General features: G+C 62.8%; 15 protein-coding genes. 7 read left to right on the top strand and 8 right to left on the bottom strand.

What is annotated here, in order from left to right; all coding sequences use genetic code 11:
• Positions 1 to 22: 22 nt before the first annotated feature.
• The 6 genes from K1X12_RS10180 to K1X12_RS10155 form a co-directional block, all read right to left on the bottom strand.
• Positions 23 to 367 carry a hypothetical protein gene (locus tag K1X12_RS10180; RefSeq protein WP_220987489.1) on the bottom strand — a complete coding sequence of 115 codons (345 nt, stop codon included), beginning with the start codon at positions 365 to 367 and terminating at the stop codon, positions 23 to 25.
• Between the two features lie 31 nt (positions 368 to 398).
• Complete coding sequence (locus K1X12_RS10175; protein ID WP_220987488.1) at positions 399 to 803, bottom strand: cytidine deaminase; 405 nt, start codon at positions 801 to 803, stop codon at positions 399 to 401.
• On the bottom strand, positions 800 to 2,251 hold the full coding sequence (locus K1X12_RS10170) for an AMP nucleosidase (RefSeq protein ID WP_439649725.1): 1,452 nt from the start codon (positions 2,249 to 2,251) through the stop codon (positions 800 to 802). Before K1X12_RS10170 ends, K1X12_RS10175 begins: the two co-directional genes overlap by 4 nt.
• Positions 2,252 to 2,307: 56 nt before the next feature.
• Complete coding sequence (locus tag K1X12_RS10165) at positions 2,308 to 3,540, bottom strand: DNA-packaging protein (RefSeq protein ID WP_225907939.1); 1,233 nt, start codon at positions 3,538 to 3,540, stop codon at positions 2,308 to 2,310.
• 594 nt (positions 3,541 to 4,134) lie between these two features.
• Positions 4,135 to 4,848 (bottom strand): TetR/AcrR family transcriptional regulator, encoded by a 714-nt coding sequence (locus tag K1X12_RS10160; RefSeq protein ID WP_220987485.1) that lies wholly within the window; start codon positions 4,846 to 4,848, stop codon positions 4,135 to 4,137.
• Between the two features lie 500 nt (positions 4,849 to 5,348).
• Positions 5,349 to 5,960: a TetR/AcrR family transcriptional regulator gene (locus K1X12_RS10155; RefSeq protein WP_220987484.1), complete on the bottom strand. Its 612-nt coding sequence runs from the start codon at positions 5,958 to 5,960 to the stop codon at positions 5,349 to 5,351.
• Between K1X12_RS10155 and K1X12_RS10150 the strand changes: the two genes are divergently transcribed.
• The 3 genes from K1X12_RS10150 (at position 5,919) to K1X12_RS10140 (ending at position 8,276) form a co-directional block, all read left to right on the top strand.
• Positions 5,919 to 6,320 (top strand): hypothetical protein, encoded by a 402-nt coding sequence (locus K1X12_RS10150; protein WP_220987483.1) that lies wholly within the window; start codon positions 5,919 to 5,921, stop codon positions 6,318 to 6,320. The two genes, K1X12_RS10155 and K1X12_RS10150, sit on opposite strands and share 42 nt — an antisense overlap.
• A 243-nt stretch (positions 6,321 to 6,563) precedes the next feature.
• On the top strand, positions 6,564 to 7,646 hold the full coding sequence (locus tag K1X12_RS10145; protein ID WP_220987482.1) for an MBL fold metallo-hydrolase: 1,083 nt from the start codon (positions 6,564 to 6,566) through the stop codon (positions 7,644 to 7,646).
• A 120-nt stretch (positions 7,647 to 7,766) separates the two neighbouring features.
• Entirely contained in the window at positions 7,767 to 8,276 is a 510-nt protein-coding gene (locus K1X12_RS10140) for a hypothetical protein (protein WP_220987481.1), read from the top strand.
• 33 nt (positions 8,277 to 8,309) lie between these two features.
• Here the strand turns inward: K1X12_RS10140 and K1X12_RS10135 are convergent, their stop codons facing one another.
• Positions 8,310 to 9,059, bottom strand: a complete 750-nt coding sequence (locus K1X12_RS10135; RefSeq protein WP_220987480.1) for a Crp/Fnr family transcriptional regulator — start codon at positions 9,057 to 9,059, stop codon at positions 8,310 to 8,312.
• Between the two features lie 247 nt (positions 9,060 to 9,306).
• Here K1X12_RS10135 and K1X12_RS10130 point away from each other — a divergent pair, with 247 nt between their 5' ends.
• Complete coding sequence (locus K1X12_RS10130) at positions 9,307 to 10,815, top strand: META domain-containing protein (RefSeq protein ID WP_220987479.1); 1,509 nt, start codon at positions 9,307 to 9,309, stop codon at positions 10,813 to 10,815.
• An 18-nt stretch (positions 10,816 to 10,833) separates the two neighbouring features.
• Here the strand turns inward: K1X12_RS10130 and K1X12_RS10125 are convergent, their stop codons facing one another.
• Complete coding sequence (locus tag K1X12_RS10125) at positions 10,834 to 12,780, bottom strand: PhoX family protein (RefSeq protein ID WP_220987478.1); 1,947 nt, start codon at positions 12,778 to 12,780, stop codon at positions 10,834 to 10,836.
• Positions 12,781 to 12,955: 175 nt separating this feature from the next.
• Between K1X12_RS10125 and K1X12_RS10120 the strand changes: the two genes are divergently transcribed.
• From K1X12_RS10120 to K1X12_RS10110, 3 genes are all read left to right on the top strand, one after another.
• Complete coding sequence (locus K1X12_RS10120; RefSeq protein ID WP_220987477.1) at positions 12,956 to 14,665, top strand: molecular chaperone HscC; 1,710 nt, start codon at positions 12,956 to 12,958, stop codon at positions 14,663 to 14,665.
• Entirely contained in the window at positions 14,655 to 15,614 is a 960-nt protein-coding gene (locus K1X12_RS10115) for a hypothetical protein (RefSeq protein ID WP_220987476.1), read from the top strand. Before K1X12_RS10120 ends, K1X12_RS10115 begins: the two co-directional genes overlap by 11 nt.
• Positions 15,615 to 15,723: 109 nt before the next feature.
• Positions 15,724 to 17,523, top strand: coding sequence for a flavin-containing monooxygenase (locus K1X12_RS10110; protein WP_220987475.1), 1,800 nt, complete (start codon positions 15,724 to 15,726; stop codon positions 17,521 to 17,523).
• Positions 17,524 to 17,643 lie beyond the last annotated feature (120 nt).

The following is a 17,643-nucleotide window of genomic DNA, read 5'->3' as shown; positions in this document are numbered from 1 at the left end:
CCATTCTCCAGGCGGCGCGGCGTCAGTCCACCACGCGCTCAGCATGGGTTTGCGTGCCGTCGGCGAACAGCGTCAGGCCGCAGGCATCTTCGGCAATCTCGATCTCGAAGGGTTGCTCAATCGCAAAGAAGCGTGTCGCGCTTTCCGGATAGAATGCCAGCCCCGCAAACTGCCCGTCCAGCGTGGCAATCAGCAGTCCGTCCCCGGCTTCCAGCTTCAGCGTGCCCGGTTCAGGGCTTTCCAGCTCATAGCTGCCCGCATAATAGGCCAGCGTTTCTGCCGCCACCTCAGCCCGCGCCCGTTCCGGCATTGCGATCGGCTCCGGCGCAGACCGACAGGCCGTCAGCAGGCTGACGAATGTAATCACGCAGATGCCCTTTCGCCGCACGCGCCTACCCTTAAAGCCGGAAGGCATGCGGCAACAGCTCGGCCACCGTATAGCGCGCCTCCGCCCCATTGGGCGTAAAGCACAACACTTCCAGCGATCCATCGGCTGAAAACTCCGCCAGCACCTGCCGGCAGATGCCGCACGGCGTGCCGGGCTCTGGCCCCTGCGTCACCACGGCAATCGCGCGAAAGTCTGTCAGCCCCGCCGCCACGGCAGAGACGACCGCCGTGCGCTCGGCGCAGCAGGTCGCCCCATAGGTCGCGTTCTCGACATTGCACCCGCCAACGATCTCGCCACTCGCCGTCAGCAACGCCGCGCCCACATGGTATTTCGAATGCGGCGCATAGGCCCGCTTCCGAACCTCCAGCGCCGCAGCCTTAAGCGCGTCCCAGTCGATGCCCGCGCCCGCGCTCATTTGAACGGGGGCTCATCGAAGGCGCGCAGCTTGCGGCTGTGCAGGCTCGCCCCGCCGTCTTCGCTCAGGCGTTCCAGCGTGGCGATGCCGATGCGGATATGCTCGCCGATGGCGCGTTCATAGAAGCGGTTGGCTGCGCCCGGCAGCTTGATCTCGCCATGCAGCGGCTTGTCAGACACGCACAGCAGCGTCCCGTAAGGCACACGCAGGCGGAAGCCATTGGCCGCAATCGTCGCGCTTTCCATGTCGATCGCCACGGCCCGGCTCTTGTTGAAGCGGCGGGCAGTTGCGGTAAAGCGCAACTCCCAGTTCCGGTCGTCAGTGGTCACCACCGTGCCCGTGCGCAGGCGCTTTTTCAGCGCTTCGCCCTTTTCCCCGGTGATCGCCGCTGCGGATTCCTGCAGCGCCACCTGAACCTCCGCCAGCGGAGGGATCGGGATTTCCGGCGGCAGCACAGCATCCAGAACATGATCCTCACGCATATAGGCGTGGGCCAGCACATAGTCCCCGATGGACTGGGAATGCCGCAGGCCGCCGCAATGGCCCACCATCAGCCACACCTGCGGGCGCAGCACGGCCAAATGGTCCGTAATCGTCTTGGCGTTGGAAGGCCCCACACCGATATTCACCAGCGTGATCCCTGCGCCATTTGCCGCCCGCAGGTGATAGGCCGGCATCTGGAAGCGCCGCCAGGGCGAGGCGTCAATCGCCGCCCGGCTGCCTTCTTCCGGCGTCGAGATCTCCAGCCCGCCGGGCACCGACAGAGAGGTATACCGCGTCGTCCCGTCCAGCTGCTCCAGCGCCCAGTCGCAGAACGCGTCCACATAGCGGTGATAGTTCGTGAACAGCACATATTGCTGGAAATGCTCCACCGGCGTGCCGGTATAGTGCTGCAGGCGCTTCAGCGAGAAATCCACCCGCTGCGCATCGAACAGCGCCAGCGGCCGCTCTTCGCCCGCTTCGAACGGCTCGCCATCGGCCACTTCATCGCCAATCAGCGTCAGCTTCGGCGAGGGAAACCAGCGCACCAGCTCTGCGGGTGCAATCTCCTCCAGGCCAGCGGCCTGCGAGGGGTCCCAGACATAGGCATACGGAATTTCGGAGGAAGACCGCTCGACATAAACCTCCACATCATAATCCCGCATCAGCGGGGTCAGCACTTCCAGCAGGTAAGCGCGGAAGAAGTCCGGCCGCGTGATGGTGGTGATGTAGATGCCCGGCTCGGAAAACTTGCCGAAGGATCGGGAAATCGGCGGCGGCGGCCCCTCGGGATCATACACGACGCGCAGCTGCGGATAGCAGAATATGCCGTCGTCCCGCAGGCTCTGGTCCGGCGGGGTCCCGTCATGCAGGAACGTGTTCAGGGCTTTGGAAAGGGCCTCGGTGGCCTCGGAATAGAGCGCTTCGAGCGCTTCAATGACAGTTTCTGGTTTCGTATGTTTTGACATGGCATCCATTGGCGCAGCGCCGCAGAAAAGTCAATCTCCACAACGTCCCGCTCCCCCTACAGCAAACTCACCCGCGGCCCCTGCGGCTCGCTCATCAGCGCCCACAGCGCCCAGACCAGCGCGTCCACCCGGTCTGGCGAGCCGCCCTGTTCTGCCGTTCCGAACCGGCACATCTGGTCCTCCAGCGTATCGAAATGCCCGGCATGGCTCACCCGCCCCCGCGCATAGAGCGCCGCCACAGGCCCCGCCCGGCCCCGCTTGCCCAGCCGCGCCGTCACCAGCCGCACCGGCACGCCCGTCCCGGTCATCCGCAGCATCTCGGCCACCATGTCCCCGCCCTGATTGGCCTCGGCGAGGATACAGCTCGCCCCCGCCGCTTCCGCCAGCGCCGCGGCCCGCTCCGCCCACACATGCGGCGCCAGCCCCGGCGCCGAGGCGTCCCCCATCACATAGCCATGCCCCGCCTTCACCCCCGCCAGGATGATGCCACACGCATCCGCCCCCGGCTTGGCCGAGATGCACGGGTCCACCGCCACGATACAATCGTCGAGCTGCACGGGCGCCGCCTCCACGCGCATCCGGTCGATCTGTGTCCGGACGAACATTGCCCCTTCGGGATCGTCAATGTAGTGCCCCTCCAGCTCCTGCCGGCCCAGCGCCGTGCCGCCATAGGCCGCCTGCATCCAGCCGACAAAGCCCGGCGAAAGGTTGCCTGCATTGTCGGCGGTCGCCGTGCGCGTCTCCACAGTTCCGGGGTCCGCCTTCAGCCTGCGGATTAATGCGGTGGCACGCGGCGTCGTGGTCACCATCGCCAGCGGTTTCGGTCCGAGGCGCAGGGCAAGTTGCAAATTGTCCCACACCGCCCCCCCCTTCGTCCATGCGCCCGCCTCGTCACACCAGGCGAGGTCGAATTGCGGCCCGCGCAGGCTGTCGGGGTCTTCAGCGGAGAAGGCATAGGCGACCGCGCCATTCTTCCATTCAAGCCGGTGGCGGGAGGGTTGCCACACGGGCCGGTCGTCCTCCTCCCGCGCCAGTGTCATGATCCCGCTCGGCCCCTCGATCATCACCTCGCGCACGTCCGAGAAGGTCGGCCCCACCAGCGCCACCCGGCGATACCCGCCCTGCAACACCGCCCAGCGCACCCATTCGGCCCCCGCCCGGGTCTTGCCCGCGCCGCGTCCGCCCGAAAGCAACCACGTCCGCTGAAGGTCCGGCGGCGGAACCTGTGTATCGCGGCTCAGCGCGAGAAACTGGTGGCGCGCCAGCAGTGTCTGCAGTGGCTCGCTCAACAGGTGCGTTTCCTTCGCCTTCGCCGCGCCCAGCAGCTTTTGTCTCGGTTCCGCTTTCCACGCTGACCAGTCGCTCCAGCTCTTCAAGGGCTTCCCGTCTCCAGTTATCATCCGTCTGCCCACTATCCTTGTCCTGTTTTCCGGGCGGCTCCACGCCCATTGCCTTGGCCGTTCCCGCCATTCTTTGCAGGGTCACCACGGCTTCTTTCACGTCCGCCGCGCCGCCTGAAACCAGCCCGTCGGCCACCGCGTCCTGCATTACATCAAGGCTCAGCCGCGCCACCTCGCCGGGCTCTGGCGCCCCGCGCAGGCCGTGCTTTGTCAACCGCCGGTGCACGACCTCCCTGCTCTGGCCGGTCAGCGCGCCAATCGCCGGCGCCCGCCAGCCAAGTATCCAGGCCAGCCGCAACAGGCGCAGCTCGCGTGCGCTGCCGGGTCTCAGCCGCGCCCTCGGTTTCATGTGAGAGAGAAGATCGTTCATGGGCCGCAGAATGCCGCCCGCCGCGGCCTGCCGGATAGGCGCGCGCCTTTGCCCCGCCACGCCGCGAAAGCGGCATGGATAAAGCACCGGAAATCCCCCGGTGCTGGCGCGGATCAGCCTACTTTCTTGTCCTGCCCGGCCACTTCCGGCTGGGGTGCCTGCGACAATAGCGGCGCCATCGGCGGGTTGCGGTATAGCGCCAGCTCATGTGGCAACATGTTGTTCTGCTTCAGGAAGCTGATGATGATTTTCTGGAAATCATCCTTGATCTGGTTCACCCGCTCAGGCGGCGCCGCCATCGCCTCCAGGTATAGCCCGCGATAGAAGGCATTGATCACGGCGATGATATTCATCGGCAGGTGCAGCCCGGAATATTCGGAGAAGATTTTTACATAGCCGCTGATCAGTTCCTCAACGATCTTGCCTTTCTTCTGGCCCACCAGCTCGCGCAGTTCCTTGTCGGCCCTCAGGGCAAAGATGATCTCCAGCGTGATCGGGAATATCTCGACGAAGGAAGTCCACAGCCGGTCCATCTTCTGCGTCAGGGTAAGCATGAGGGTCTCCTCGCTCACATCCGTCACGCGGCTGAAACGCCAGGTGTTGTAATAGCGGATGGCCTCCGCCGCCAGGTCCACCTTGCTTGTGTAGTGATGCGTAATGGCCCCGCGCGAGATGCGCGCTTCGTCCGCAACGTCCTGCAAGGAAAAGGAATGGTAACCCTGATTACCAACGACACGCAGCGTCGCTTCCAGTATCCTGCGCTGCATGGCCTCGCTGCGTTCGCGCTGCGTGCGCCGTGGTCTGTCGCCTGATCTATTGTCCGTCATGTTGCCCCCAGAATTTGTGAGGCCCCACTAAGGGAAATCCCTTAGTGGGACTGTCCGGAAATTCAGCGTCCATAAACCGAACAGATCAAGTGGTATGTGAGCGATGCTCAAACAACCGCGCCCGAAATCCATCCGGGATTGCGATCCGGCGGCGGCTTCCGGCGCGCGAAAACACCTTCGATTGATATGTCAATAAATTCAAGACTTTGCGAGTGATCCTCAATTGCGAAAAAAGATCCTGCATAATCAGGCCCATACTCGATCAGGTAGACCCCTCGTCAGCGTACGGGTGCCCGCTCCACCAAAAAACCTACGTTTTGCTGTAGCCTCCAGAAGGCATGATTTTCAGAGGCAACATACAAAACTGGCGTTCTCTTTTTTCTGAGCGTCGCATCCGGAATCTGTAGTCCGAAGTGCAGGATCGGGCGCCCCCGATTCGCCCGGCCCGCATCTGGCCCGCGTCTGGCATGCCTCATTATCTGACTGGCAGGTGGGGCGCCTTACTGCCAATCGCCCCCATTCGGAGGCCCCTGATTGTAGGGCACGGCCTGAAGGGCATCGATTGCGTCGGCGCTCACCTTCTGCTGCTTCATCACCTGCTCCAGCACAGCATCGAACTCTGCCTTCACCGCCAGGATTTCCTCGCGCGATCCGGTGAGCGACTCGAAATACAGGCCGCGATAGAACGCCGTGACCATCACGATAACGTTGTGTGGTAGCTCCAGCCCCGTTTCCTCACTGAAAAATTCAGCATAGCCGCTGGTGATCTTCTCATAGGTGCCCGCCCCGCCCCGGTCGACCAGCCGGCGAAGTTCCACGTCTGACCGCAGGGCGGTCACCACTTCCAGCGTGATCGGAAAAATGCGCTGAAACCAATCCCACATCACGTTCAGGCGGCAGGCAAAGGAAGAACAGGCGCAGTCATTTACCGCGTCCACCAGCTCGCTATTCCGCCAGTCCACGAAGTAGCGGATCGCAGCGGCCGTCAGTTCCTGCTTGTTCACGTAGTGATGGGTAATCGCGCCGCGCGAAACGCCGGCCGTGCGGGCAATGTCCAGCAGGGAGACCAGATGGTACCCCTTCTCTGCGATGGCGCGCAGCGTCGCTTCCATCACCTTTTTCTGCATGGTTTCACTGCGTTCCCGCTGCGTGCGGCGCACAGGGGTTTGGGTGGAGGAGTTGACCATAAAAAGACTCTGATTTCTTCTTTTGCGGCCCCTCTGAGCGCTCCGGTTGCGCAACGCAAGAGTGCCAGCAACGCTCCGCTTGCGAACAATGTTCATCTTCAATTGCAACGCACGCTTGAGTTGTTCATGAGAAAACTCAACTTTTCGAAATCGCGGGAAAATTTCGTCCAATTGCAGATCATCCGTGTTTTGACACTGGGCGCGCAAATCCCGGTTTTCCCAGTCTTCGTCACGCAAGTGACAGAACTCCGCTACCGTCAGGCGCACAAAAATCACCCAATGTGAGCTGGCGTCACATTCATGTACCGGTCCGCCGACGGATAACTCTGGCGAGAAATTTGCCGAACAGTTGTCCTGTAACTTTATCGGAGGATTTTCGCAGCGCGGGCGCGCGCCGCGTCCCTGATCGGCCCTCACGCCGACTCACGCCCCAGCGCACCAGCCGCATTTTCGGTCTTCCCGAAAACAATTGACACTAAACGTGCCACATGCTCAGTGAGCGCCAGATACAAGCTCGGGGAGGAGCACATGCGTGTCGTGAAATGGGGCCTGGTCCTGGTCGCCGGGGTCTTGCTGCTTCTGGTGGCTGCCCGCCAGCTGTTTGCCGTGCAGATCGGAGAGGCGCTGTTCCAGCGCGCCGTCCAGTCTATCGGGCGCGATGCCTCGGCAGAGCTGCCCGATGGCCTGCACGTCTATCTCTGCGGCACCGGCTCGCCCCTGCCCGATCCGTCCCGCGCCGGGCCGTGCATCGGCGTGCTCGCCGGCGATCGCGCCTTCCTGTTCGATGTCGGCGCCGGCTCCGTCCGCCGCCTCACGCGCATGGGCTTCCCCACCGGCCGCATCGAGCGCCTCTATCTCAGCCATCTCCACTCAGATCATTTCGATGGGATGGGCGACCTGATGATCGGCACCTGGGTCGGCGGCAGCCGCGCCACGCCGCTTCCCGTCGCCGGCCCGCCGGGCGTGGGCGAGCTGACAGACGGCTTCAACGCCGCCTACCGGATCGACAGCACCTATCGCATGGCCCATCATGGCCCCGTTGTTGCAAACCCAGCAGGATACGGCCTCGCGCCAGAGGTGATCGACCTGCCCGCCGGCCCCGGTTCGCGCGGCGTCCTGCTGGACGAAGGCGACCTGCAGATCACCGCTTTCCTCGTGAACCACTCCCCGATCGAGCCGGCCTACGGTTTCCGGATCGACTATAAAGGCCGCTCCGCCGTCATCAGTGGCGATACGGTGTACTCGGACAATCTCGTCAGCGTCTCGAAAGATGCCGATCTCCTCTTTCACGAGGCCCTCAATCCGGAAATGGTCGCCGCCATGTCGAAAGCTGCGGGCGAGGCGGGCGCCGCCTCTGTCTCGAAGGTCTTCTCCGACATTCTCAACTATCACGCCTCACCGGTCGACGCGGCCCGCTCCGCGCAGGAGGCCGGCGCCGGTCGCCTCGTCATCTACCATATCGTTCCCCCACTCCCGTCCAGGCTCCTCTACCCCTACTTCCTGAAAGGGGCGGGCGAGGTCTATGACGGCAAGATTGATGTCGGTGAGGATGGCACCCTCTACTCGCTTCCGGTGTCCGGCGGCCTCAAAATCTCGAAGGAGGGCCGCTGAGCCCCAGAAAGGACCGGTTCGACACGGAAATGACCCTATTCGTCCCTGTCTGTCCTCAAAATGACACGGTGTGGCGGAGAATGTGCCTAGTCTGAAACGCCTCACCCAAAGGGGAAAACCATGACCAGCCTCCGCCATATCGCCTTCGCCGCCGCCGGCGGTCTCCTCCTCGCCGCCTGCACCCCGGCCCCGGAAGACACCCTTCCCGCCACCCCCGGCGAAACCGAGACTCCTGCTGAACCTGCAGCAGAAGAAACCGAAACCCTCACCCCGGAAGCCGCCCCTGTGGAAGAAGCCTGCGCCGTGCTCGACTCCCGCGACTGGGAAGCCTGGGTCAACCGTATGCCCGGCCCGGACGCCTCGCCCGCCATCCATGTCATTGGCAAAGTTGACGTGAATACAGGGGGTTACACCTTCAACTGGGAAGTCGGCCCAATGGACCGTTCGATGACCCCGGCCCTGCGCCTGAAGCTCATCCCGGTCGCCCCAACGGACGCCGCCCTCATGGCGATCTCCACCGAAGAAGTGCAGTATACCGGCCCCCTCGCCGGCAGCGCCTACAGCAGCGTCACCGTCACCTGCGGTGGCCAGACCCTCGCTGAAATCACCGAGATTCCGGACGTTCACTAACGCCCTGTTTCAGGAGCTATTTCAGGCCCCGATTCAGGCTCGACGCTCGCGGGCCGCCTCAGTCATCTGAGGCGGTTCGCCGAGCGTGAATCCGCTCTCTCCATGCATCGCCAGCTGTACCAGCCGCGCCCGGTCGAGAATGTCGATCCTGCTGCGTGAGATACGGATCACATCGGCCTGCTCCAGATGCTGCAGGAGGCGATTGGTCCACTGGCGCGACGCCATGATCGACATCGCAATCTGGTCCTGCGTCACGGCGCTGATGAAGCTGGACGCTTCCTCCCAGGTGCTGTGCGGCGCGCTCGTCAGGTCCACCAGCCGCCGCGCCAGCCGCTGCAGCGGTGTGAAGGCAAGCCCCTCCACAACCTGCGAATAGACCGCACGGATCGACGCCAGTTCCGGCAACACGAACCGGCGGAAATTTTCGATGTCAGACAGGAAGATCCGCCGCACCGCAGCGATTGGCAGGTGCAGCACTTCGCAAGGCTGGCTGGCCACCACAGAGAATGTGTAGGGTCCATCGTCAACGCAGGCCAGGAAGCCGGTCCAGTCGCCCGGCCGGTAGACCGCCACCAGCATGTCCAGCCCGGCAAGCGTCGTGCCAATGACCTGGGCTTCGCCGCTGACGATCCCGTAAATCCCGCTGGTCTCGTCACCCTGACGCAAGACATGCTTTCCGCGCCGCAGTTTCTGCCTCACGGCACTGCTCAGCACGTCTTCCTGTATCGTCTCCGGCAACGAGGCAAACCAGCGCCCGCGTTGCATGTCCAAGGTCGTAATCATGGGCATAGTCGATACCTCCCCAGTATCGGCTGCTCATTGGCTGCTCTTCTTTTCCGATCGAACTTATCAGCTTCCTCTGTCTTGGAAATGACTAAGCTGTATCCTGCGGGGTGCTATGGCAGGTTACTCTAAGGAACTGGCCGCCACATTTCCGCCTTGCTGATGCCATCGCGTCCGGGGATGTACGCAGCCGCCGGGCCAGCTGAGCCTGCATATCGTTCGAAGAAGAAGTTGAAGGGAAAATTTGATGGCTGGATTCCAGTTGCGCAGGGCGGTGCTTATCCCCCTATTCCTGGCCGTGTCGGTTCCGGCGCTCACGGCCTGCCAGACCCAACCCGCAAATCTTTCCGGGGAGGCACAAACCGCCATGCTGACCGTCACAGGCAAGGCCACCTATCGCGAGCGCATCATGGCGCCCAAGGGCTCCGTCCTCAAAGTCGAACTTTCCGACACCTCGCGCGCCGATGCCCCGTCAATCAGCCTCGCAGACTGGTCCGACAGCCTTGATGATGGCGGCGTGCCGAAATCTTTCACGCTGCGCGTCAACGACACGCTCGACCCGCGCGGCACCTACACCGTGCGCGCCACCATCAAGGGCGCTGACGGCGCCCTCCTCTGGACCACGGACACTGTTCACGCGATCCCGGCGGTCACGGGCGAGGTAAAAATGGATGACCTCATCATGGTCAAGGTAACGCCCGCGCCGGCTCCGAAGGCACCGACCGTTACGGGCGGCAATTTCACCATCACGAAAATTGGCGACAAGCCAGCCGTCGGCGAACGCCCCCTCAAGATCAGCTTCGGCGAAGATGGCCGCGTCGGCGGCTTTGGCGGTTGCAACTCCTATGGCGGCAGCTTCAAGGAAGGAAACGGCACGCTGACCTTCGGAGACCTCGTCTCCACCATGATGGGCTGCATCGACCAGACGGTCAGCAATCAGGAAAGCGTCATCCATTCCACGCTGCGGGGCAAGGTGAGCCTCAGCGCAGGCGCCGAAGGCCGTGTCGTGCTCACCGGCAAGAACGGCACGCAGCTGGAACTTACGCCCGTCACCTTCCCCACGCTCGCTGGCAGCGGCTGGACCGTTGAGGCGATGGGCGGCACCGCCGTCGTGGCCGGCCACGAGCCGAAGATCAACTTCACCGCCGATGGCAAGGTCAACGGCACAACGGGCTGCAACCGCTTCTTCGGCGGCTATACTCAGAATGACAGCAGGCTGACATTCTCCGGCATCGGCATGACCAAGATGGCCTGCATGCACGACGGCGTGATGCAGCAGGAAATTGCTTTCACGACCATTCTCTCCGGCACCACGGAAGCGCGCGTCGATGGCCTCGGCAACCTCACCATCAAGGGCGAGAAAGGCATTTCCTTCACCGCCCGCCCACTGCCGCCCGAAGGCGCCGCGCCGGAAGGCGATCCGGCCAGCCTGACCGGCGCGGAATGGATTGTCAAGGACATCAACCGGGGTGGCGTAATCGACAACTCCCGCCTGACGCTCACCTTCACCGCTGACGGTAACGTGTCCGGCTCAACCAACTGCAACAGCTTCAGCGGCGGCTATTCGGCAACCGGCACCACCATCACCTTCACGTCGATGGCGATAACGGAACGCGCCTGCGTCGCGCCTGCCCTCGCCGATCAGGAAACCCGCTATACCGCCGCCCTGCAGGGCGAGATGGCATGGCGCCTGACCGCCGATGGCGCATTGGAACTGACGCGCGAAGGCGGCCACCAGCTCCTTCTGCGCCGCTGATCCTCTTGGCGCGCGGCCCTATCCGCCGATAGGGCCGCCGCCTTTCCGTGTAATGACGACCACGCTCGGGCGCGGCGGCATGGCGGCATCGAAATCCGGCCAGCGCGATCCTGGCTTCTCGAAACTTGAACCGTCGGTTTCGCCCGGATGCTGCACAGCGACGAACAGGACGTCGCCTTCCGTGTTGAATCGCGGGCCACACATTTCCGCGCCAGCCGGGCAGCGATAAAGGTGGTGGCCAGTGCCACGCCGTGCGCCATCGGTTTCCAGCGCCCAGATACCATCGGCGGCGCCGGTATCATCATTGCCGTCAGTGGCCACCCACAGGCGGCCTTGCGGATCGATGGCGCAATTGTCCGGGCTCGCCAGCCATCCATTGGGCGAGGTCAGCGGATTCCAGGTCGCCCCAACGGCCGCAATGGAAGGGTCGCCGCACCGGACAAGGATTTCCCAGCGCGAGGTCTCCGAGGCAAAATCCCCTTCCGGCTCGATGATCTCGATGATGTGGCCAAAGCGGTTTGCCGGGCGCGGATTGGCCGCGTCCACCTGATCGGCCTTGCGCTTGTCATTGTTGGTGAGCATCACATAGACGCGGCCCGTCTTCGGGTTCGGCTCAATATCCTCCGGGCGGTCCATCGGCGTTGCGCCCAGAAGGTCTGCCGCAAGGCGCGTATCGATCAGCACGTCGGCCTGGGAAGCGAACCCATTTTCTTCCGTAAGCGGACCGGTTCCATAAACCACCGGCAGCCAGGCAAGCGTTCCATCCGCATCAAAGCGGGCAACGTAAAGCGTTCCCTCGTCGAGCAGGTCCATATTTGCCGCGCGGTTTTCCGCGTCGAATTTTCCTTTGGTGACAAACTTGTAGACATAGTCGAACCGCTGGTCGTCACCGGTATAGACCACCACACGGCCGTCGGGCGCCACGACGCTTTCGGCGCCTTCATGCTTCACCCGGCCCAGCGCCGTGCGCTTCTTCGGTGTCGATTGCGGGTCCATCGGATCGACTTCGACAATCCAGCCAAACCGGTTGGGCTCATGCGGCTCCTTGCTCACATCGAAGCGATCGACGAAACGCCCCCACTGATACCAACCCGAGGGCACACCATAGCGCGCATGGTTCTTCGCTTCGCGGTGCTCCTTGGGTAACGCGCCAAGGAAATTGCCGTTGAAGTTTTCTTCCGCCATCAGATAAGTGCCCCAGGGCGTAATGCCGCCAGCGCAATTGTTCATCGTTCCTGCGACCCGCGTGCCGGTCGGGTCTTCCGTCGTCTGAAGGCGCGGATGGCCGGCAGCCGGCCCCGTCACCTGCATCGGCGTCGTATCCGCTGTGATCCGGCGATTGAAGGGCGAACCGACCACGGGATGCCACTTGCCACCTTCTTTCCGGATTTCGAGGATCGTACCGCCATGGGCCGCCATCTCCACCTCGCACAGCGCCTTCGTCATCGTGGCCGGATAGCCTTCCGCAACGCCGGGCAGCATCATGTGGGTCGTCGTGTATTCGTGGTTGATGCAGAGGATCGCGCGTTCGCGCCCCTCGCCGTCCCGCTCCAGCGGAATGTAGCCGATGAAATCATTGTTGAACCCGAACTGGCGGCGCTGGGCCTCGGCGGTCTGGTTCATGGGCTCGAAGGGCGGGCTGTCAGTAAACAGCGCATCGCCCCAGCGGATCAGTACGTCTGCCTGATGGTCGGGCGCCACATGGTGGGTCTCGTCCAGGCCGCGCGCCAGCTCGGTAAATCGGAAGGCCGGCGCCTCACCGGCCCCAGGCAGGGCCTCCGCGGCGGCAACCGTCTTCTCCAGCGGCGCAGCGCAGCCAGCCAGCGCAAGGCCTGAAACGGCGCCCAAACCACCCAGGAAGCCCCGGCGCGACAGGCGCTCCGCCACCAGATCCCCCATCGTGGCCACATCCGCAGCGATGCGCGGATTGGTGGTGAAATTCTCGCTGTCATCCATGGCGGTCATTGGGGCGGGCTCCTCTTTGCATGCCCCTTGGCCATAGGGCAGTTTTGTAACAGCTACGTGGCAATGGCGCGGTCAGTTGCAGCAGCAGAGCCGCGCGATTAATCTGAACAGCTAGACTGCGCCCGCGGACCGGATAAGGGTGCAGGCTGGAATGCAGCCTGGGGGACCGCGGGACATGATAGACAAGGCCATCATCGGCATCGACCTTGGCACGACCAACTCTCTCGTCGCCGTATTCGAAGCCGATGGTCCGAAGCTGATTCCCAATGCGCTCGGATCGGTCATGACGCCCTCTGCCGTAGGCTATGCAGAGGATGGCACACTGCTGGTCGGACGGGCGGCGCGCGACCGCCTGTTGACGCACCGGGACATGACCACCGCCCGCTTCAAGCGTTACATGGGCACCGACCATGAAGTGATGCTGGGCAAGAAAGCGTTCCGCGCCGAGGAGCTCTCTTCCTTCGTGCTGCGCAGCCTGCGCGCCGACGCCGAAGCCTATCTGGGCAAGATGGTGGAAGAAGCGGTGATTTCCGTGCCGGCCTATTTCAACGACATCCAGCGGAAGGCAACCGTGACGGCGGCCGAGTTCGCCGGCCTGAAAGTGAACCGCCTCGTCAACGAACCGACCGCAGCGGCCCTCGCCTATGGCCTGCAGGACCGCGAGGCGGAATCGACCTTCCTCGTGGTGGACCTTGGTGGCGGTACATTCGATGTGTCGATCCTGGAGATGTTTTCCGGCGTGATGGAAGTGCGCGCTTCGGCGGGCGATGCTTTCCTCGGCGGCGAGGATTTTACCGACGCGCTCGCGACAGAACTGGGCCGGCAGCTGGGCATTCAGCCCAAGGATGTCTCCAAGGAAGAAGGCGCGCGCCTTCGCGGCCTTGCCGACAAGCTCAAACACCAGCTTTCGGACCGCGCCGAAACAACGGCGGATTATATCCTGAAAGGAGAAGCCAGGCCGGTATCGATCACGCGTGAAAAGTTTGACGAGATCACGGCTGAACTGATGAAGCGGATGCGCCTGCCAATCCAGCGCGCCATTTCAGACGCTGGCCTCAGGGCAGACGACCTGCACCGCATCATCACCGTTGGCGGCGCCACGCGCATGCAATCCGTGCGCACCCTTATCACACGCCTGTTCAAGCGGTTTCCCGAACATTCGATCGATCCCGATCATGTCGTCGCGCTGGGCGCGGCTGTGCAGGCCGGGCTCGCCGCCCGCCATGCGGCGCTGGACGATGTGGTGATGACGGATGTGTGCCCCTTCACGCTGGGGTTTGAGACATCCATCCCGGTCGGCGAAGACCGCTGGGAAGCGGGCCACTTCTCGCCCATGATCGAACGCAATACGGTCGTGCCTACCAGCCGGTCCGATGTGATCGGGCCTGTAAATGCCCGTCAGAACGAGATCCGCCTCAACATTTATCAGGGCGAAAGCCCGTTCGTGAAGGACAATGTGCGCATCGGCTCCCTGAATGTGCCGCTGCCGTCTGATCCGAAGACGGATAAAGCTGTCGATGTGCGCTACACTTACGACACCTCGGGCATTCTGGAAGTTGAAGCAACAATCCTCGCCACCAAGAAACTGCACAGGCTGGTGATCGAAGGCAATCCGGGCGCCATGCCGCGCGAGGAAATCGAGAAGCGCCTCAAGGCGCTGTCCAGCCTCAAGATCCATCCACGCGATGAGCAGGAAAACGCAGCGATCATCGCCCGCTTGAGGGCCGCGTATGAGAACAGCCTGGGGGAAACGCGCCTCTATGTTGGCCGCATCCTTGCCGAGTTTGAATCCGTCATGCATTCGCAGGACAAGCGCGCCATTCAGGAAGTCCGTAAACAGATCGATGAAATCCTGATCCGTATCGAGGGCACGGATGTATTCTGACCCCTTCGCCGTTCTGGGGCTGGATCCGAATACGGCAACAGACGCCGATGTCCGCAAAGCCTATGCGGCGCGTTTGAAAGTCACCCGACCCGAAGATGATCGGGAGGGGTTTATCGCCCTACGAGCGGCCTTCGAAGACGCGCGTAGCGAAGTGCGGGCGCGGGAGCGCTACGGAAATCACTTCGACGAAGATGATGAAGAAGACGAAGACGGCGCCGTTCAGACCGAAGCGGCTCTCACCGAAGGCTTCGCCGCCGATGTTCCCGCCGGTCGGGACGATCCCGGCAACGCTTTTGAAGCGACGGCTTTCGCTCCGCCTCAGGTAGATACCAGCGCAGGCAGCGCGGACTCGGAAGCCTTCGACGATCAGGATAGCCATGACGACGACTATCTCACCGAAACTGACCGGAACCTGAACGCCGCCATGGCCGCGCTGCAGGCAGCTCTCCAGGACCCTTGGGGCGCCAAGTCCGGCGAGCGGGTGCTCGCCATTGTCGAGGCGCCAGAAGTTTCCGGAATTGATGAATACCAGGCGCTGCAATGGCGCGTGCGTGATTGGCTTTGCGAGGAAACGGGCTACTTCGCCGACCCGAGAAAGCTGACCACGCCGGCCTGGCTGTCTCTGGCTGAGCTGGAAGCACTGGACGCCTATTTCGGCTGGACTGCGCAACCTTCGCGGCAGGTGTGGATCCGGGAGCGCAATGACTGGATCGGAGAACTGAAAGAACGCCTGCGCTGGGAAAGCCTGCCGTTTGAAGTCCGCAAGCAACGTGAACTGGACAAACTGCTGGGAAAAGGGCCGCCGCCAGACCGAACGCCCGTGCACATCAGCAAGGGACACAGCAGGTGGGATAAGGAGCCGAAGAGGGAGAAGAAAAGAAGCGGCATGTTCTGGTTCTGGGTCGGCTTCGGCATCCTCGCCTTCAACATTTTGCGGGCATTGGGCTGACGCAGGGGCACGGCTGTTAGCAAGGCCCAATCATAGCTAGATTTCCCAATGACGTGTCAGAGAGGCATCGGGCAAGCATTCCCGTACCCCGCACTGAGGAGGAACAGCTATGGCCGACGATGGCGCCCTTGACCTGGGCTTTGATCCGAATGCACTGAGAGACCGTTACCGCGCCGAACGCGACAAGCGCGTTCGCAAGGACGGGAACGAACAGTATGTGAACGTCGCCGGACAGTTCGCGCATTACCTGGAAGACCCGTATACGGAGCGGGTCGCCCGCGCGCCCGTCACCGATCATGTGGAGATCGCCGTTATTGGCGGCGGCTTTGGCGGACTGCTGTCTGCTGCGCGCCTGCGCAAGGCGGGCTTCAAGGAGATCCGCATGATCGAAAAAGGCGGCGACTTTGGCGGCACCTGGTACTGGAACCGCTATCCCGGCGCAGCCTGCGATATCGAGAGCTATATCTACCTGCCGCTGCTGGAAGAGACCGGCTACATGCCGAAGGAGAAATACACCAAGGCGCCGGAGATCCTCGAACACTCCGCCCGCATTGCAAGGCATTTCGGCCTTTACGAAAAAGCCCTGCTCGGAACCGGCATCACCGGCATGGAGTGGGACGAGAGCCGCCGCGTCTGGATCATTGAGACCGACCGGGACGACCGTTTCACGGCGCAGTTCGTCATCATGTCGAACGGCCCGCTGAACCGGCCGAAGCTGCCGGGCATTCCCGGCGTTGAGAGCTTCAAGGGACACAGCTTCCACACCAGCCGCTGGGATTATCAGTATACAGGCGGGGACAGCACCGGCGGGCTCACGGGCCTGAAGGATAAAGTCGTCGGCATCATCGGCACCGGCGCGACGGCGGTGCAGTGCGTGCCCCACCTCGCCGCCGGGGCGAAGCATCTTTATGTGTTCCAGCGCACGCCCTCCTCCATCGATGTACGCAATGACAAGCCCACGGACCCGAATTGGGCCAGCAGCCTGGAGCCCGGCTGGCAACGCCGGCGGATGGAGAACTTCAACACGCTTGTCTCCGGCGGCTATGAGGCTGAAGATCTTGTCCAAGATGGCTGGACCGACATCATCCGCAACATCCTCTTCATTGCGAGCAAGGGCGACAACACACAGCTTTCGCCCAAAAAACTGGAAGAACTGGCAGAGCTCGCCGACTTCAAGAAGATGGAACAGGTGCGCGGGCGCGTGGATGATGTGGTTCAGGACAGTGAAACGGCGGCGAAGCTGAAGCCCTGGTACCGTCAGTTCTGTAAACGCCCCTGTTTCCACGACGCCTATCTGCAATCCTTCAATCGCCCGAATGTGACACTGGTGGATACAGGCGGCCAGGGCGTTGAACGCATCACGGAGGATTCGATCATAGCCAGCGGCATCGAATACAAGATCGATTGCCTCGTTTACGCCACCGGCTTCGAGGTCGGCACCGACTACACCCGCCGGGCGGGTTACGATCCGATCGGCAAAGGCGGCGTCCACCTGAAAGATCATTGGGCGGAGGGAATGCGCAGCCTGCACGGGCTCGCTGTCAAAGGCTTCCCCAACATGTTCCTCATGGGGCCGGGGCAAGCCGGCTTCACTGCCAACTATCCCCACTTGCTGGACGAGCAGGCAGAGCAGATCGCGTATATCCTGTCGGAAGTTTCGGGCAGGCAGGCGAATGTCTTTGAAGCCAGCGAAGACGGCGAACAGGGCTGGGTGAACAAGATCATCGAGAAGGCGGTCATGCGCCAGAATTTCCTCGAGGAGTGCACGCCCGGCTACTACAACAATGAAGGAAAGCCGAGCGACCGCGCCGCGCAGAACAACTCCTACGGCGAAGGACCGAACGCCTATTTTCGCATCCTCAAGGCATGGCGCGAAGACGGCGCGCTGGACGGGCTGGAGCTGAGCTGACACAGGCGGGTTGCGCGAAACCTGACCAGCCTTCCGGGCTGGATCAGCGCGCGCCGCCTGCAGCATTTGACGGGCGCAGCAATTGTTCTAACGATTCCCCCCGCAATCTGAGGGATCGGC

This window comes from Hyphomonas sediminis, from assembly GCF_019679475.1.
Taxonomy (GTDB): Bacteria; Pseudomonadota; Alphaproteobacteria; order Caulobacterales; family Hyphomonadaceae; genus Hyphomonas; species Hyphomonas sediminis.
This window is presented reverse-complemented; position numbering and strand designations above follow the sequence as displayed.

Bases quoted from the DNA above. Each gene is read 5' to 3' on its own strand.
- K1X12_RS10175 (WP_220987488.1), bottom strand. From the start codon at position 803: ATGAGCGCGGGCGCGGGCATCGACTGGGACGCGCTTAAGGCTGCGGCG.
- K1X12_RS10170 (WP_439649725.1), bottom strand. From the start codon at position 2,251: ATGTCAAAACATACGAAACCAGAAACTGTCATTGAAGCGCTCGAAGCG.
- K1X12_RS10160 (WP_220987485.1), bottom strand. From the start codon at position 4,848: ATGACGGACAATAGATCAGGCGACAGACCACGGCGCACGCAGCGCGAA.
- K1X12_RS10150 (WP_220987483.1), top strand. From the start codon at position 5,919: ATGGTACCCCTTCTCTGCGATGGCGCGCAGCGTCGCTTCCATCACCTT.
- K1X12_RS10155 (WP_220987484.1), bottom strand. From the start codon at position 5,960: ATGGAAGCGACGCTGCGCGCCATCGCAGAGAAGGGGTACCATCTGGTC.
- K1X12_RS10145 (WP_220987482.1), top strand. From the start codon at position 6,564: ATGCGTGTCGTGAAATGGGGCCTGGTCCTGGTCGCCGGGGTCTTGCTG.
- K1X12_RS10140 (WP_220987481.1), top strand. From the start codon at position 7,767: ATGACCAGCCTCCGCCATATCGCCTTCGCCGCCGCCGGCGGTCTCCTC.
- K1X12_RS10135 (WP_220987480.1), bottom strand. From the start codon at position 9,059: ATGATTACGACCTTGGACATGCAACGCGGGCGCTGGTTTGCCTCGTTG.
- K1X12_RS10130 (WP_220987479.1), top strand. From the start codon at position 9,307: ATGGCTGGATTCCAGTTGCGCAGGGCGGTGCTTATCCCCCTATTCCTG.
- K1X12_RS10125 (WP_220987478.1), bottom strand. From the start codon at position 12,780: ATGACCGCCATGGATGACAGCGAGAATTTCACCACCAATCCGCGCATC.
- K1X12_RS10120 (WP_220987477.1), top strand. From the start codon at position 12,956: ATGATAGACAAGGCCATCATCGGCATCGACCTTGGCACGACCAACTCT.
- K1X12_RS10115 (WP_220987476.1), top strand. From the start codon at position 14,655: ATGTATTCTGACCCCTTCGCCGTTCTGGGGCTGGATCCGAATACGGCA.
- K1X12_RS10110 (WP_220987475.1), top strand. From the start codon at position 15,724: ATGGCCGACGATGGCGCCCTTGACCTGGGCTTTGATCCGAATGCACTG.